We start from the raw sequence: 14987 nt of genomic DNA on the forward strand, positions 1-14987 counted from the left end.
TCGCAATCAATGTCAATTCGTTGGTCGCCAGCGGGACGTCAGCTAGGTGTAACGTTGATCGAAGTGGTGGTTGGCTTGGTCATGCTTGGTGCCTTGCTGACGGCAATGATGATATCCGCTGGTCGCTTTACCAAAGTCCGGACGGCTGCCATGGAAAAATCTGCTGCGATAGAGATACTCGATGAACTACTAAGCCAATTGTATCGTGAAGGGTTTCCAAAGGATGACCAGATGCACCAAGTCAATCAACGAAAAGATTGGTATTGGCATGTACAACGGAGGCCGTGGGACGGTAGCCCTGAAAAGTTTGACATCGGAACGGTGAGTATCATCGACCATTTTAGAAACGACCGAATCCTGTCCTCTGTGCAGTTACTGATAACAAAATGAAGATCCGCAAAGGTATTACATTGCTCGAAGTCACGCTTGCATTGAGTCTCGCATCAATGCTACTGATTGCGATCAGTGGGATTACCTCTACACTTCAACGTCAGAACAGTGCACTCAAGACCAATCGATTGGAGGATGTGTTGCAATCGTTTCGGATGTTGCTGTGGAATGATTTAGCTCAAGCACAGAGCGCTGCCATGCAGAAAGGAGTGCTGATGCTGTCCGTCCCGGCCTCTAAGTTTTCAGCGCAAAGCGGTCCGCAACTGGTGACTTATGAGCTACTAAAATCAGATGGGTTGCCAATGCGACTTTGCCGCCGCGAATCAGCGGTACAGCCCATGGGCAAGTTTGACGTCTTTGAGCAGACAGTCTTATGGGACATAGAGTCTGTTTTGTTTGAACGACTGGACCAACAAGGAGTAGAACAGCCTCTCCCACAAACGATGGGCCCCGCACCCAATTCACTACGCTTTCGTTTAAAAATAGTAGGTGCCCCGCAGATTATGGAAGGGGCTATATGCGTTCGATAGCGATTGCCTCTTCTGCCAAACAACGACACGCGGTAATTCTTGTCTTTGTGCTAACGCTACTGGCAGTCTGCGGATTGGTGTGTGGACAGTATGCCTCGAAAGTACTGCGATTGCATGCCAAGGCCGCTACGGCGGAGAAACTGCTCCAGTCTCGTTGGGCTGTTATATCACTGCGACGTTCATTACTCACGAATGCAGGACACTTCTTTGAAAGCCAGGTCGACGATGTTTCGAACGGTCTTGGGAGGAAAGTTGTAAGGCTAAATGTCGTACTAGGCAAGCAGCGTTATTCTGCCCAAGTAGAAGATGAGTCCGCGAAGTTGCCGCTGCATACGCTCGCAACTGACGAGAATGATTCGCGGTTGCGGTCTGCAATTCGAGAGTTAGTGCCACAGTCATCTCTGCTGCAAGTTGTGATCCCCAAAAAGCCGACTCATTGGTCTCAGGTTTTCCAGCGTAGTACAGTGATGTCGCCTCGCGATTCTCTCGCCCAATTACAAGCCTTGGTGCCTCGCTTAACACTTTACTCCGATGGTAAAGTGAACCTGCGAATGTGCGAGCCCTCGACACTGGACGCGCTTTGGATCGCAAAGTTTGGAGTCACCGCCCCGCAGCCCCTTCACGAATTGCGATTGAACACGTCCATTGCCGATCTTAGAGCCCTTACTTCAGCCTGTAATCTCAGCACCACGCAAGCTAGTTTCATCCAACAGTATTGCTCGCTGAACTCAAACACTTATTCGCTGTGGATTGAAAACACAAATAACCAAGGTTTTGGATTTACTGCAGTATACTATCGTCGGCAGGTGTCAGGATTTGTCGACGATCAATTTGGATTTCATGCACCGTGATGGCACAACGAAAACTCATCAAGCTCGCAATAGCGTCTGCTACGGTGGTGGTCAGCGCGGCTCATCTCTTTTGTGTTTACCAGATGACTGGGGACACCGGCGAGTCCTTTGCGGAAGTGCCAACAAGCAAGGTTGTAAGATCAGAAGAAGTCTCAGAAAAGTTGAGTGTACAACGCGAGCAACTCGTGGCAGCGGGAATCGTCAGTTTGCATAGGATGAAAAAGCCCACTCCCGTGGCCCCTCCGTCGCCAGCGCCCCAGCCCCCCGCCACGCCCGTTGTTCCTCCCTACCGCTTCAATGGTCAGTTGATCGGCACGCTGCTTGATAGTGAGCCTCAGCATTCTTATGCAGTCCTGCGTGTTGGAACTGGCACAGTTCAATTAGTGAAGCTTTGGGATTTCATTGATCCACCAACAAACTCCGTGCAGCTTGTGGCCATACGTGCCGATAGCGTTGACTTAAAGCCAGCGGACACAACAGCGTTAACCACCATTGAGGTGCTGCAATGATGAGTGAGGTCGCTGAAAACCACGACGCTAGCAAAAAATTTAACGAGTCGCATCAAGCAAATAGCCGGCCGCCTGGCAGGATTGATTTGAGCAACGGTAGCGTTATCCTTGTTGAGTCCTTTCATTGCTATGCCATACCGTCAGAGGAGCTAGATTCCCAAGCGTGCCAATCACAATCTAGGCTTGCTTTCGAGATGGAACGGTACCTTCCGCTTGACGCAGAAGACCTTGCGGTTGCGAATAATCTGCGGCGAGGCAGGCTAAAGCACATGTCGGGGCTATGTATCGGAGTGGAGCGTGAATGGATCCAGGCACAGGTTGCGTTACATGAAGATCAGGGGCATTGGATCGCCGCCATAACGCCAAAAGCGACTCTTCAGATTGATTGGTTGATCTCCTGCGATCGGCTGCCGCCAGAATGTGTCGTCTATGGGTTTAACGATTCTGCGACGGTTGATCACATAGTGGTTAAGGGATCGAAAGTCGTGGCATGGAACTGGATCGCCCAGGACGAAGCAGTGACTAATAGCACTCGACTTAATGAGTCATTAATCCCCGTCTACTGGATTGGGAACAAAAAGATGCTTGATGCCTACGCAAATGAACTTGATTGCGGGAACGTACATTTCATCGAGGATGAAGATATTTCGAGCAAGGCAGCAGCGGAAATACTTGCGGGCAATCTGTCTCCGTCAATCGATCTTCGTTCCCGTCAGTGTCCGACGCAACAACGATGGCTGCCCTACGCACGAACGTTACTGACTTGTGCGTTAATCCTGATGGTGAGTCTGGTTTCCACTTTGGCGGTCATGCTATTGCACATTGCGCAGCTGAGTCACACCGAGATGGCAGCCAGAGATAAGCAGCTTTCACTCTTTACGGACCTGTTTCCGAAGCAACGCCTTCCCGGCGATATACCCGGTCGTCTCGCAAGCGAGAATCGAAAGCTGCAAGGAGAGTTAGCAAGCCTAACCACCATTCCCACAATCCATTCCGTTTTGCCGACTGTGGTCTCTCTGCTTGTGGCATTGCCTGATGATCCGAAGATTAGAGTTGACAGCATCCAAGTGGAAGAGAAATTGATTCGCCAGATCAGCGGTGCCGCTGCCTCACTGGATGATTATGAAGCGACGGTCAATGCCCTGAAAGAAAGCGGGTATTCATTTTCACCGCCTAATACAGCACAGATGCTAGATGGATACTCGATGCGTTTTGAGAACCTCAAGCAAGGGTCGCAGGCTCCATGAACCAATACCTACCAAAACATTTCGAATGGGTGGCGGCCATACTGTTCCTGCTGACTCTGGCCAACGGCATGGCCTTCTGGTGGGCAAGCACGGTACGTAGCCGAACTGGGCTGGCTGTCAGCGAGTTGCGTCGTTGCGAAAGCTTAGCAGGCAGTATCAAGCAACTCAAAGAAAGCCTACCCAAGAGCGATTCGATAGCCGATAGCGGCAACCAGCGAGGATTCAGCCTTCTCAGGCCTTCTCTCGAGGCGGCAAACATAACGCAAACGGCAATCGTGAGTGTGACCGATCGTGGAAAGTCTGCGATCAGCAAAACCGCCTTTGAGCGGATGGACACCAGCGTGGTACTGAGCAAAGTGCCATTACGAGACGTCTTGAACTTCATCGCAGACCTGGAATCAGTCGCACCAAACGCAGTTTGCACCAAACTCGATGTTCGTTCGGCAGATGAAGGCTCTGCACCAACAGAATCGCTGTGGAATGCAGACATTACTATAACCCAGACGTTTCGAAAGCAGGAAAGTAGGTAGTGCCCCCAATCGGTCTTGCCAGCCTGGTAGTTTACTTCCTATAAGCAGTCTTTAAGAAGTGGACGCTGCCGCGAAATACTGGCTTGGAAAGTAAATGGCTGCGGCTCACAATGGTGATTCCCGTTACCTGATAGCCTCGTTTTGTTACACAGCGATCAAAAGTGAATGAGATGGCTGCCATCACTACTTTTGCTTATTATTTTCTCAGCTCTCGGCTGTAGTGCCGTTTCGTGGACGGACACGGATAGTTTGACGATGCTTCGCAGCCCAGCCAAGCATCGCGCAGCTTCTCAGAATGAGCGAGGCATTAAGTATCTGGCGAAAGGACGACCAGATAAGTCTGAAGTGCATTTCCAGAAGGCTTTGGAGTTGGACCCAAACTCTGCAGCCGCCCACAACAATCTAGGCAACGTTCTATTTGCGCGTCGGGAGCTGTATCTTGCCGCATGGGAATTCGAACGTGCAGCGTCGCTCGCGCCGCGTGATGTTTCACCGCTGATCAATTTAGGGCTGGTCTACGACGAAGCAGGTAGGTTCGATGAGGCTGCTGCGAGGTACATTGAAGCTTTGCAGTTGGAGCCAAACAATAGCATTGCCTTGGGTAACCTCGTTCGTGTTTACGTCAAACAAAACGGCGACCCGGTAGAGATTCAGAACATGCTTAGACACCTCGTTTTCATTGATAGTCGTCCAGAGTGGGTTCATTGGGCCAACGATTTACTAGCTACGCGTTACGCGCTTGAACGTGTCTCGGTGATGGACTCAAACCAAGACAAAGAAGCAAGGTCAACCGGTTCCGGAGAGCCACAATTAGAGGTGCTTCCGCCGCCTCCAAGTGCTGCTGGCGAGCCAACCGGGCAAACTTTTATGCTCCCATCAATGCACGGCGCTGTAAATGTCGAAGGATTAGAACCTCCATTCGTATTCCCTTCTATGGAATTCCCTGTCCAACATGCTCTCCCTATAGCGATTCCCGAACAATGAACAGGCACACCAATTCATCCGCGTGGGGAATGATGCAGCAGCAATTGAAGAGCACGACTGGGCTGCATTTTGTACTGGCTCTGCTAACGCTACTGCTAGGTGAGCATCAGGGACTGGCTCAGGCACAACCGCCAGCTCAGGTGCAGGTTAATTTTGCAGGCCCTACCCCATTGTCGACGCTGGTCGAATATGTGAGCAAGCGGACCGGGTATCGGTTCATGTATGAGGATTCGCTGGGACAAAAACAAATCTTTCTTCAAGTGCCTGGTGAGATTCCAGTGGAAAGCCTGTTCGATGTTCTTCAAAGTGCACTGCTGATCAACTCCATGGCCATTGCTCAGACAGAAACGCAGGGTTGGTACAGAATCGTTCCGGCATCTCAAATCCCCAATGTCGCGTTGCCGTCCCAGACTGCCGAAGATCTTAGGAACTCGGGGCCCGCCATACCGGTGACTCAAGTATTCTCTTTGAAAAGAGGAGATCCAGCTCAGATTCGGTCGCTAATCCAACCGTTCTTGACCAACCCCGGTGCAAATGTGATTGCAGTTCAAGCGAACCGCACACTTATCGCAACAGATATTGCGTCCAACTTAAGAAGGATCGCTCGACTCATCGAATTATTAGATGCAGAGCAATTCACATCTTCGGTTCGATTCATAAAAGCCAAGCACGTTTCAGTCGTCGTACTTGCCGAAAAGCTGCAAGCGATATTGGCTGCCAGAGCTCGCATGGAAAGTGGAAATGCTGGAGGTGGACTAGACGCTCAGAGTAACTCTGGTTCTGGCGCATCCTCAGTAGAAATTGCGACTGATGAGCGACTGAATCAATTGATTCTCGTGGGACTGCCAGCTCAAATCGACTCGGCGCTTGCGATTCTAAGTGAACTTGATGTGCCGTTGAGCACAATTACCGCCACTTACCGACCGCAGTACTTGTCGCCTCAGCAACTAGATTCAATCATTCGATCATGGATCGATTCCCTTGCGCCACCTCCAAGCTACGAGTCACGCATCGAGGGAGCTTCTTTGATTATCTCCACGACAGAAGCCACCAAGGTACAGCTTGACCGTATCGTTCCCCAATTGGATTCACGAGAAACTTCGACGCAGCAAAGCCCAATCAGGTTCTATAAGATTCGCAACGTGAGAGTTCAGGATATCCTTGAGACCTTAAATACATTGCAAGGGGGCTTTGGATTGAACCCATTCGCCTCTGGCTCCGACAGCAACAATCGCTCGAATCGTTCAAGAACGACAAACGACCGAGCCGTTCCTGGTCAAAACAATCCGTTTCTCGTCAATGGTGCGACTGCTCAGCCAGGTCTTATTCCGCCAAGCCCTCCCGCCTTTCGAGGCTCAGGACAGAATAACGCGAATTCTCAGCAGCTTATTGATGGTTTCAATCAGAATACAACAAGTGGTTTCAACCAAGGAATGTTTCCAAGTGGCGGGCCAGGTTTCGCGACCGGACAAATTGGTAACTTCCCCTCGGGGTTTCCTTACTTTCCAGGCGGTTTGCCCTATGAACGCGGGATTCAATCACCACTTGGCAACGCAATGGTGACAGCGGACATTGGAAGTAACACATTGATCATTATCGCAGAACCGCAAGTGCAGGTAGCTTATGAGCAGCTTATTGAGTTTCTCGATAAGCGGCGGCCACAGGTTATGATCGAAGCTCGTATCATCATCGTCGACACAAGTGACAACTACACATTAGGTGTTGAGATTTCTGGTGGCGATCGATCAGGCGCAAGACGTCTGTTTGCCTTCAGTAGCTATGGGCTTTCAACGGTGAATCCTGTAACTGGGGCACTCACAATTAACCCAGGCCCTGGTCTTAATGCAACGCTTGTTGACCCTTCGACCGCCGATGTGGTGGTCAGGGCATTAACGACTCATCGCAGGGCACGTGTCCTTTCTTCCCCCAAAATCTTGGTCGATGACAATGCGGAAGGCACTCTAACTAGTGTGAACGAAGTACCTTTTACAAGCGTCAATGCGTCGCAGACAGTCGCCACGACAAGCTTTGCAGGGTTTGCTGAGGCAGGTACCACCATCACAGTCACCCCCACGATCAGTGAAGAGCGTCATGTGAACTTGGAGTACATCGTCACGCTCAACTCATTTACTGGTACCGGTTCGGCAGGCGTTCCGCCGCCCAGGCAAACCAATGAGGTCAGCTCCCGAGTCACTGTCCCAGACACCTATACAATCATCGTAGGTGGTTTAACTCAGAAGAATGCAAGTAGCACACTCAATGGGATTCCCTATTTGGAAAAGATTCCGCTGATTCGAGAACTCACTAGCCTGACGACCGACAACTTTAGCGAGAGTACGCTGTTCGTTTTTCTGCGACCGGTGATTGTCGACGACGACAAGTTTCGGGACTTGCTGTATCTGAGCAAAGGGGACGCCATTCGAGCCAAGGAGGGTCACAACTATCCAGCGAGTTCTCCGTTGCTAATGAAATAGCGTGCAAAATGAGAACTGTCTTAAGTCAAACGATTATTGCCTGGGGCATGTGGATAGAATCTTACGGGACTACACATGTCAACATATCAGCCTGCCGCATTGTTGTTTGACGAGGTAGCGAAGTTTTTCGCAAGCGGTCCTTCGCCGAGTGACATACTCGATTTTCGGCCTTCGTAAGCGACCATGGAACGAGCTAACTGACAGTATCTATTTCCTCATCAAATCTTGTTAGCGAATGATCGACACCGACTGGGGTACACAGAAAGAGTTATTCGCCTATGGTGAGCGTTGCGAACTACGAATTTGATGCGCCGCTGCATTTCATTTGACCGGTCCGTACGGGGATTTGCTAGCGGTGGAAAGACGATGGGAAAAGCAGATGAGCGTGCCGACAGTTGTTATTGAAGCCCCCATAAAATGGTCTTTTGCCTAAGCGTATGTGCGCTTGGTAAAGCATCTTTCTCTCCCATCTAGCTCCCTTGGAGGTGCTCGATGCGATTCTTTAGAAGAGTGTCTCTGGCCTTGATGTCGATAGCAGCTTGTGCATCAGGCTACTCTCAAACTAATCTGCTCTTCACGTGTTCCGGCGGAGGAGACGCAACCGCCACGACTTGGACTGGCACGTTTACTCATTCAATGGACGCGGCATCGCTGAATGCCGCTAATTTCGTCTATTACGGCTCAACCCAATGGACTGCACTGACCAGTGCACGTGCCACTAAGCTCGATCTACCAAGTACCGCACTGTTGAGTGGCTCATTTGCTACCGGAGCAGTCGGGTTTCAAAATGGTCCTAATCCTTCAACTGGGCGGATCGCAAACTCCAATGTCAGTGTAGGTCTAACAGCAGTTAACACAAATCCTGCCAATATGACGGTTTTTCTATATGTTATTGGAAACATATACTCCACGGCATCTGGAGGAAACGGCAACTTCGATATTGGGGCCAGTGGAGTTGGTTACGAACTTCGTTGGGTTACCAACGTTGGTGGCAGCCCCGTCGCTCCACAGTTGAGATTAACTGGTCCAGAGGGGCTTATCACAAGTGTAACAACAAATTCCGTCAACCATCTCGTCGTGATCGAAATGCCAATTGCAAATCACACTCTGGCTTCGACGAATACGTCAAATTGCTCGTTTCCAGGCGCTCTAATGGGGTCCGCAACGGCTTGGTCGCAAGCCGGCTTAATGGACCTACCAAGTGGAGGCACCGAACTCGCATCGGCCACACCTAAAATCATCTTGTTCAACAATCCGAATATTTCGGTTTTTGAAAACGCGCCAGATGCCGCATTGAATCCGCCTACGAGCTTGGAAGATATCGCGGATGAAAATATGGGAACGCAACAATAAGGAGTTCCCTATCCACACTTCCCACCAGGTGCGACAAACGCTCGCGCCTGGTCAATTGCTTGGTTAACCTTGACACGTTTCCGCTCCTCTTGGCCGATTAGAGTTTGGTCCGTTCTCGAATCCATTTTGAAATCGTGGCGAGCGCCTCGGGTGAGAAGGTCTCTTCTATCTCTCCATACTCGCTTACCGCACCCGTGGTGCAGTGCTGAAAGAGATGGTTCAGGTCGGCAAACTCGACGATTCGCACTTCAGTGTTGCCCCCTGCGGTGAGCGCGTCGCGGATTCCGGCGAGGTTGTCTTTGGCGGCGACCTGGAGATCTTTCTCCCCATTGATCGCCAGCACTGGACATTTCACTTCGAGCAGGGTGGGACGCGGATTATAGGCGAGGAGTTGCCGGAACCACGGTGTGGCCGCGACTTTTGCCTGACCGTCGATGACAGTATCGGTCAGCCCCATAGCCTCTCGCTGCTCTGGCGTGTAGTCGGCCATTTGGCGCATCGTCACCTCGCGCACTAGTTTCTCGGCAGTAGCGGTGTCGACGTCATCTTTCAGAAGCGAAAACACTTCGCGTTGGACAGCTGCAGTTTTAGCGATTTCCACTTCGCTTTGGCCCCTCACTCGACCGAGGTCCATGCCCTGACGGACCAGCAGTTCGTCCATCGGCACCCCTACGCCCGCTAACAGCACGATAAATGCGATGTCGTTCGGCCGCTTCACTGCCGCCAGTGGCGCCACAACGCCGCCTTCGCTGTGCCCCAGCAGACCAATTCGAGCGGGATCGATTTCCTTGCGAGATTTCATCCAGTCCACGGCGGAAAGCGCATCTTCCGTGAAGTCATTGTGCGTGGCTTCGGCAAAGTTGCCGGTCGATCTACCGACGCCCCGGTCGTCGAAACGCAGGACGGCAATGCCCTGTCGCGTGAGATGGTCGGCCAGCACTAGGAAAGGACGATGTCCCATAACCGTCTCGTCGCGATCCTGCGGGCCGGAGCCGGTAATGAGCACCACCGCCGGGTGCGGCCCCGCACCGCAGGGGAGCGTGAGCGTCCCAGCAAGAGTGACGCCCGCGACTTTGTTTTCAAAACGGACCTCTTCTTCCTTGTATGGATAGGGTTTCTTTGGCTCTTGCGGGCGGTTGAGCTTGGCCGCTTGCGCCAGCCGCATGAAGACCAGTGGCAGCTTCTGGCCGCCCTGTTGCCAGTCGCCCGTGATTTCCGAACCATCAGCATTGAACTTGCCATCGTACGAACCTCCGATGCTGGCGATCGTTAGTTTGACGTTGCTGGCGTCGTCAGTCGTGACGATCATCGGAATGGGCGTGCCCCCTTGATCCAGGCTGATCATGACTCCCTCGTACTGGCCGTCATTTTCGGTGAACTCGAGTGCGAGCCGCAGTTCGATTAGTGGCGAGGCTTTAAGTGCGCCCTGCCAATGTCCAGCTAGGCCGCTACCGGGCACACCTTTGGCTGGGGTGTCGCCGGCGTTCGCGCCCGTACGTTCTTTACGGGCCAGGATGAAGCGAAACTTTTGGTCACCCTGAGAGAAGTCTCCGGAAATGGTGTTGCCGTCGACTGTCATTTCTCCCGCGAATTTAGGATCACCCGGAATGTTGGGCATCGCGCAGCTAACATTGGCTCCCTCTACAGTCACCGGACTCATCATGAATCCACGTAAACCCTGAACCGGAATATCAATGGTGCCCGACCACGCGTCGCCGACTAGCTCGAAGTCGATGCGGACAGCGAGTTTTACCCCTGGCAATGAGATCTCTCCTTCCCAGTGTCCGGCGGGCGACGCAGGCGGCTGAGCATGCGCCGAATTTGTTAACGTTAGGATTAGGATGCAGATAACAGTCCACGACAGGTTGCGTAGGGTATTTTGTTTCATAGTTATGTCAAATTCATTTCAATTTGGTTTAGTTCTTGTCGTCAAAAATCTTTTCAATCGGTTGTTTGAAGAGTCTCGCAATCTTGAATGCCAGGGGTAAGCTGGGGTCGTATTTTTCCGTCTCGATCGCGTTGACGGTCTGCCGTGAGACGCCAAGCATTTCAGCTAATTCGCCTTGCGACCATTCGTGCTGAGTTCTCAATTCTCGGAGTCGGTTTTTCATCGGAAACGCCGATTGCTGCGGGCAAGCCCCACAGTCCACAGTAAAAAGGTGAATGCGAAATAACCTTCCCAGCCAAAATGCAGCTTGGAGATAAAGCCAGCCAGTTGAAGCAGGTCGACGGTTAGCGCTAAAAACAACATCGCGAGTGCCGCGAAACAGACGGCCTCAAGTTGGATCAGACGCTGCATCTCATCAAGGCTACGCAGCCAACGCCACAACGCGCGAACGTAGAGGATTCCCGGCAACAGCGGCAGCAATGCGACGCAAACGCGCAAGGTTCCCGTCAAATCAGGATCATGTAGTAGCAGTCGCGAGACAAATGCCGCCAGCACTGCCGCTGGCGCCCAAGCGTTGAGCTTGAAAGCATCGCGATACGACATTTGCACGGCTTCCGGCAGAGTAAATGTGTTTGACTTCATGACTAAGGCCTTGGGGAAAATGTGCGGAAGTATGGGTCTGACGATTTTAAGCAAAGAATCACGCCTACCGGCTTTTGCACCAAAACCAGAGAAAGGCCAAGCCGTAAATGAACAGCATGACAAACCCAGCCGGACGCAAATGCCATTGGAATCCAGCGTGGACCCCTGCCACTCGCAGCAAGTCCCAAAACAAGGCGACTCCAAGAAATCCAGGAGAGACAACAGCGAGTGATTTGAGCTGGATGATGCGCTGCAACTCGTCGAGCCCGCCTACCCAACGGCTCAAGTAGAAGATGCAGACCGAAGCCAAACCCAGGGTCGCCAGACTCAACGCGACGGCAAACGCCGGGGAAACCTGATGGTGATCGAAGATGAAAAACACCCCGCGGAGTGCCAAGGCGAACAAGATGCCCCAAGCCAGGGACTTAATCCCGACACGGGTGACCGGCCACGGACTGGGCGATGTTTCAGGAATTGAGTGCATGTTGAGGGACTCCATGTGTAAAGTTTGCTTGATACTCGTATTGTAAAGTGAGCTTTACATGGGTCAAGAGCAACAGTTGCAAAATCATGGCATTTTGCTCGCTCAAGATTTGACGTGCTCAAGAGGACTCGGTTAAACAACCGCCTACAAGACCGTCTTTAGAAAAACTACTCCGTCGATTGTCTAGGTTCTGGAGCAAGTCGATTACCAGGGGAACCCAGCGAGAATGTACTTGCAGCTCTGCGTCACTATGGCAAAGCGTACTTGTACGATGATTCTATTCCACGATATGCGCGGCATGCGCTGGACAAGATCCTCGAATGTCGTTCCGGTGCGTATGGCTCCAGTTGGTTCCGCTGCGGCCAGTGTGATTCCAAACGCATTCTGTATTCGCCATGCTCCAATCGTCATTGCCCCAACTGCGGCTGGCTCAAGCGTAAGAAATGGCTCGATACGATCCAGTCTTGGGAGCTGGATACCAAGTATTATCACATCGTCTTCACTGCGCCACACGAACTGACTGAGCTATTCGGAGACAATGCGGCTGAGAGCTATAAGCTGTTCTTCCAGTGTGCGCAAAAGACGCTTCTGGAAACCTGCCAAGAAGCTTTTGGTTGCCGTCCTGGGATCTTGATGACGCTGCACACGTGGGGGCAAAGGATGCTGCCGCATGTTCACATCCACGTCATGATGACCGCTGGTGGTATCGATCTGGAGAGCCAACAGTGGACGGAGATCCCTTCCGATGCGCCGGCGATCCAGCCCAAGCGTCTGGCGGAAGTCTTTCGAAAGAAGTTTATCCGAGGGCTCAAGAGTCTCTTTCGACGTGGCAAGCTATTACTAAAATCCACTGCTGAGCAATTAGAAGTTTCAGACGCTCAATCGTTGGCAGAATGGTTAACACCGATCGCGGCCAGGAGCTGGGTCGCAGATGCTCAGCTCACTCCCGATGTACTGGCAACTAAGCGACAATGCGCGGTCTACTTGTCGGAGTACGTGCAAGGCACGGCGATCAGTGACCAGCGGATCGTCAGCGATGACGGTCAAAGTGTTACGATCAGCTTGTGGAATTATCGTAAGGAGAAGTACGAGAAAGAATCGATGCCCGGCGGCGAGTTTGTGCGTCGCTATCTGTGGCATATTGTACCTAGAAGCGTTTATCGCATTCGGTACGCAGGCTTGTTCCAAGCTCAAAACCGCAAAGCGAACATCCAGCAGACACGGGCCGCGCTGAACGCATTTAACGATGAGCCGCAACGCGATAGCAGGCTGTTGGTTTAGTGCGTGTTTTTGGTGTGGTTAAAAATTCTTGCCATCATCGCTTGGCTTTTCCGCATCTTACGCGTTGAAGTAGCGCTGGAGCTGTTTGAAAGTTCGTTTCGAGGCGTTCTGCGATGGTTTTTAGAGACTTTTCTAGCTCTACGGTCCTCAATCACGCAATCGATGTTGTGGCCGATAATACACCCGGGGCTGCTGAGCAGTGCTTCATCAGTTTGCTCAGGTTAAAGCTCGTCGATGCCCATCGCCATTCCTGACTGACTCCCTCCTGCCCTCGAAGCAGAAAGCGACGCAGGCCGAACATCGTCTTGATCACCGCGAAGGGTAACTCACCTATATGCTGCCGCTTTGCGTACGCGGCTTGAGCTTCGGGAGTTTTCATTCGTGCCCGCTGGCGACGACGTGCGCCTTCATGTTCGTCGTGCATGACCTCGCGGCCTTGGCGGTTGGGCTGACTACCTTTGGAATCTGGGTTCTTGCGGCACAACGCCGCCAACGGACAACCCACACATTCTTGGCATGTATAAACCTTTCGCTGCAACCGCTTGTCACCACGAGAGGGTGTATGCTCGGTCATTCGATGAGGCAACTGCTTACCAGCTGGGCAGTAATAACAGTCCGATATTTCATCATATACAAAGGCCAATTTGTCAAATCGCTTGGTCTGCGGATTGATCGGCAGGTCTTTGATTCGCTCCGAAGCAACTGGTTGTGTGAGGTCCTCGCGAATCGCAGGATTATCGGCGCACTTGGGTTCGGCCAACGGCCCGATCAACTCGACCGACTTGGACTCGGCAGCGGTAAGATTCTCGCCATTTATATACGCTGTATCTGCGATGGCTCGTTCGATATCAACTTCAAAGTCTTCTGCCACGCAGTCCAAGATCATACTCAACTGATCGTGCTCCACATTCCCGATCATTACATCGCAGTGAACGATCAAGCCACCTTGAGTTTCGGTCGTCACCATCGGCGTGTAGTTCGGTGCATAGCCACCTTCTTTATTCGGAAGAATGCGTGCATCGGTGTCTGTTTTGGGGATTTGTGCCGGCCCCTTGCTGCCGTTCTTTTTGCGAGTTTCGTCCATCGCTTGTGCGGTTCGCATCACATCGGCAAGCTGCTCACGACGAGCTTTCAGATCACTGATCGCAGCGGGAAGCCGATCGGCCGAAACATCCTCACCCAGGAGATCCTGATCCAATGCATCGTTGTTTTCCAGCGTTTCTAGCGCTTGAGCAATTTGCGAATCCAGATGTTCCAAGGCCTTGGCCAATCGAGCGGCGGTCCATGTCTTGTACTTATTAGCATCAGCAAGGACTCGCGTACCATCAATGCAGAGTTCGGAAAGATTAGCGATGCCGAGGTTGATCGCCAGTTTGATCATCTGCTGAAAGATTCCACGCAGTTCTTTGGTGTGCTTGCGTCGGAACTCGCTGATCGTTGAGTAATCGATTTGGCGTCCGCTGGTGAGCCAGATGAAATCGATGGAGTGCTTGAGTTGGTACTCGATACTTCGACTGCTTCGAATTCGCCGGATCATGGCGAACAGCAGAATCTTGGCCATCACGCTGGGGTGAATCGGGGGTTGGCCGAAGGAACCATGGTAGGCAGCTTCCCACTGTTTCCAGTCCAGTCGATCGAGAATCTCATCGACCAAGCGTACGGGGTGATCCACAGGAATGCACTCTGTCAACGAGCAGATAAATTTGACCCACTTACGAGCATTTAGTTTTGACCCGGGGTTTTGATAGCGTTGCTTTTCGGGATTGCTCCTGTTCTTCGAGTTTCGTTGTTTTTGCTAGAGGTTATTTGTGCTCGACCAACGCG

The 14987-nt window shown here is 51.9% G+C and carries 15 protein-coding genes; 10 read left to right on the top strand and 5 right to left on the bottom strand.

Translation table 11 applies throughout. The features are described from left to right. Nucleotides 1-9 precede the first annotated feature (9 nt). The 9 genes from SH302x_RS04655 (at nt 10) to SH302x_RS04695 (ending at nt 8868) form a co-directional block, all read left to right on the top strand. Nucleotides 10-390, top strand: coding sequence for a type IV pilus modification PilV family protein (locus SH302x_RS04655; protein ID WP_479367565.1), 381 nt, complete (start codon nt 10-12; stop codon nt 388-390). Further along, on the top strand, nt 387-920 hold the full coding sequence (locus tag SH302x_RS04660; RefSeq protein ID WP_479367566.1) for a hypothetical protein: 534 nt from the start codon (nt 387-389) through the stop codon (nt 918-920). Before SH302x_RS04655 ends, SH302x_RS04660 begins: the two co-directional genes overlap by 4 nt. Further along, on the top strand, nt 908-1771 hold the full coding sequence (locus tag SH302x_RS04665) for a hypothetical protein (RefSeq protein ID WP_479367567.1): 864 nt from the start codon (nt 908-910) through the stop codon (nt 1769-1771). The genes SH302x_RS04660 and SH302x_RS04665 overlap by 13 nt, the downstream gene beginning before the upstream one ends. Continuing rightward, the gene (locus SH302x_RS04670; protein WP_479367568.1) at nt 1771-2280 is read left to right on the top strand and encodes a hypothetical protein; all 510 of its coding nucleotides are present in this window, start codon (nt 1771-1773) and stop codon (nt 2278-2280) included. Before SH302x_RS04665 ends, SH302x_RS04670 begins: the two co-directional genes overlap by 1 nt. After that, nucleotides 2277-3527 carry a hypothetical protein gene (locus SH302x_RS04675; protein WP_479367569.1) on the top strand — a complete coding sequence of 417 codons (1251 nt, stop codon included), beginning with the start codon at nt 2277-2279 and terminating at the stop codon, nt 3525-3527. Before SH302x_RS04670 ends, SH302x_RS04675 begins: the two co-directional genes overlap by 4 nt. Next, nucleotides 3524-4057, top strand: coding sequence for a hypothetical protein (locus tag SH302x_RS04680; protein ID WP_479367570.1), 534 nt, complete (start codon nt 3524-3526; stop codon nt 4055-4057). The genes SH302x_RS04675 and SH302x_RS04680 overlap by 4 nt, the downstream gene beginning before the upstream one ends. A gap of 255 nt (nt 4058-4312) precedes the next feature. Continuing rightward, nucleotides 4313-5041, top strand: a complete 729-nt coding sequence (locus SH302x_RS04685; protein WP_479367571.1) for a tetratricopeptide repeat protein — start codon at nt 4313-4315, stop codon at nt 5039-5041. Beyond that, nucleotides 5038-7515 (top strand): secretin GspD/PilQ domain-containing protein, encoded by a 2478-nt coding sequence (locus SH302x_RS04690; protein WP_479367572.1) that lies wholly within the window; start codon nt 5038-5040, stop codon nt 7513-7515. Before SH302x_RS04685 ends, SH302x_RS04690 begins: the two co-directional genes overlap by 4 nt. A gap of 492 nt (nt 7516-8007) precedes the next feature. After that, on the top strand, nt 8008-8868 hold the full coding sequence (locus tag SH302x_RS04695) for a hypothetical protein (protein ID WP_479367573.1): 861 nt from the start codon (nt 8008-8010) through the stop codon (nt 8866-8868). Between the two features lie 97 nt (nt 8869-8965). Here SH302x_RS04695 and SH302x_RS04700 read toward each other — a convergent pair whose 3' ends face one another. The 4 genes from SH302x_RS04700 to SH302x_RS04715 form a co-directional block, all read right to left on the bottom strand. Next, the gene (locus SH302x_RS04700; protein ID WP_479367574.1) at nt 8966-10756 is read right to left on the bottom strand and encodes an alpha/beta hydrolase family protein; all 1791 of its coding nucleotides are present in this window, start codon (nt 10754-10756) and stop codon (nt 8966-8968) included. A 28-nt stretch (nt 10757-10784) separates the two neighbouring features. Next, nucleotides 10785-10979, bottom strand: a complete 195-nt coding sequence (locus SH302x_RS04705; protein WP_479367575.1) for a helix-turn-helix transcriptional regulator — start codon at nt 10977-10979, stop codon at nt 10785-10787. Then, a complete protein-coding gene (locus SH302x_RS04710; protein ID WP_479367576.1) occupies nt 10976-11398 on the bottom strand; it encodes a hypothetical protein in 423 nt (140 codons plus the stop codon). The genes SH302x_RS04705 and SH302x_RS04710 overlap by 4 nt, the downstream gene beginning before the upstream one ends. 64 nt (nt 11399-11462) lie before the next feature. Further along, a complete protein-coding gene (locus tag SH302x_RS04715) occupies nt 11463-11882 on the bottom strand; it encodes a hypothetical protein (protein ID WP_479367577.1) in 420 nt (139 codons plus the stop codon). A 240-nt stretch (nt 11883-12122) separates the two neighbouring features. On the opposite strand from SH302x_RS04715, the gene SH302x_RS04720 reads away from it, so the two are divergent. Beyond that, entirely contained in the window at nt 12123-13163 is a 1041-nt protein-coding gene (locus SH302x_RS04720; protein WP_479369239.1) for an IS91 family transposase, read from the top strand. A 151-nt stretch (nt 13164-13314) separates the two neighbouring features. Here the strand turns inward: SH302x_RS04720 and SH302x_RS04725 are convergent, their stop codons facing one another. Then, nucleotides 13315-14853 carry an IS1182 family transposase gene (locus tag SH302x_RS04725; protein WP_479367578.1) on the bottom strand — a complete coding sequence of 513 codons (1539 nt, stop codon included), beginning with the start codon at nt 14851-14853 and terminating at the stop codon, nt 13315-13317. Nucleotides 14854-14987 lie beyond the last annotated feature (134 nt).

The sequence above is a fragment of the Njordella calcicola genome, from assembly GCF_056494125.1.

Excerpts from the sequence above, each read along its gene's own strand:
- SH302x_RS04655 (WP_479367565.1), top strand. The coding sequence starts at position 10 with ATGTCAATTCGTTGGTCGCCAGCGGGACGTCAGCTAGGTGTAACGTTG.
- SH302x_RS04660 (WP_479367566.1), top strand. The coding sequence starts at position 387 with ATGAAGATCCGCAAAGGTATTACATTGCTCGAAGTCACGCTTGCATTG.
- SH302x_RS04665 (WP_479367567.1), top strand. The coding sequence starts at position 908 with ATGCGTTCGATAGCGATTGCCTCTTCTGCCAAACAACGACACGCGGTA.
- SH302x_RS04670 (WP_479367568.1), top strand. The coding sequence starts at position 1,771 with ATGGCACAACGAAAACTCATCAAGCTCGCAATAGCGTCTGCTACGGTG.
- SH302x_RS04675 (WP_479367569.1), top strand. The coding sequence starts at position 2,277 with ATGATGAGTGAGGTCGCTGAAAACCACGACGCTAGCAAAAAATTTAAC.
- SH302x_RS04680 (WP_479367570.1), top strand. The coding sequence starts at position 3,524 with ATGAACCAATACCTACCAAAACATTTCGAATGGGTGGCGGCCATACTG.
- SH302x_RS04685 (WP_479367571.1), top strand. The coding sequence starts at position 4,313 with ATGCTTCGCAGCCCAGCCAAGCATCGCGCAGCTTCTCAGAATGAGCGA.
- SH302x_RS04690 (WP_479367572.1), top strand. The coding sequence starts at position 5,038 with ATGAACAGGCACACCAATTCATCCGCGTGGGGAATGATGCAGCAGCAA.
- SH302x_RS04695 (WP_479367573.1), top strand. The coding sequence starts at position 8,008 with ATGCGATTCTTTAGAAGAGTGTCTCTGGCCTTGATGTCGATAGCAGCT.
- SH302x_RS04700 (WP_479367574.1), bottom strand. The coding sequence starts at position 10,756 with ATGAAACAAAATACCCTACGCAACCTGTCGTGGACTGTTATCTGCATC.
- SH302x_RS04705 (WP_479367575.1), bottom strand. The coding sequence starts at position 10,979 with ATGAAAAACCGACTCCGAGAATTGAGAACTCAGCACGAATGGTCGCAA.
- SH302x_RS04710 (WP_479367576.1), bottom strand. The coding sequence starts at position 11,398 with ATGAAGTCAAACACATTTACTCTGCCGGAAGCCGTGCAAATGTCGTAT.
- SH302x_RS04715 (WP_479367577.1), bottom strand. The coding sequence starts at position 11,882 with ATGCACTCAATTCCTGAAACATCGCCCAGTCCGTGGCCGGTCACCCGT.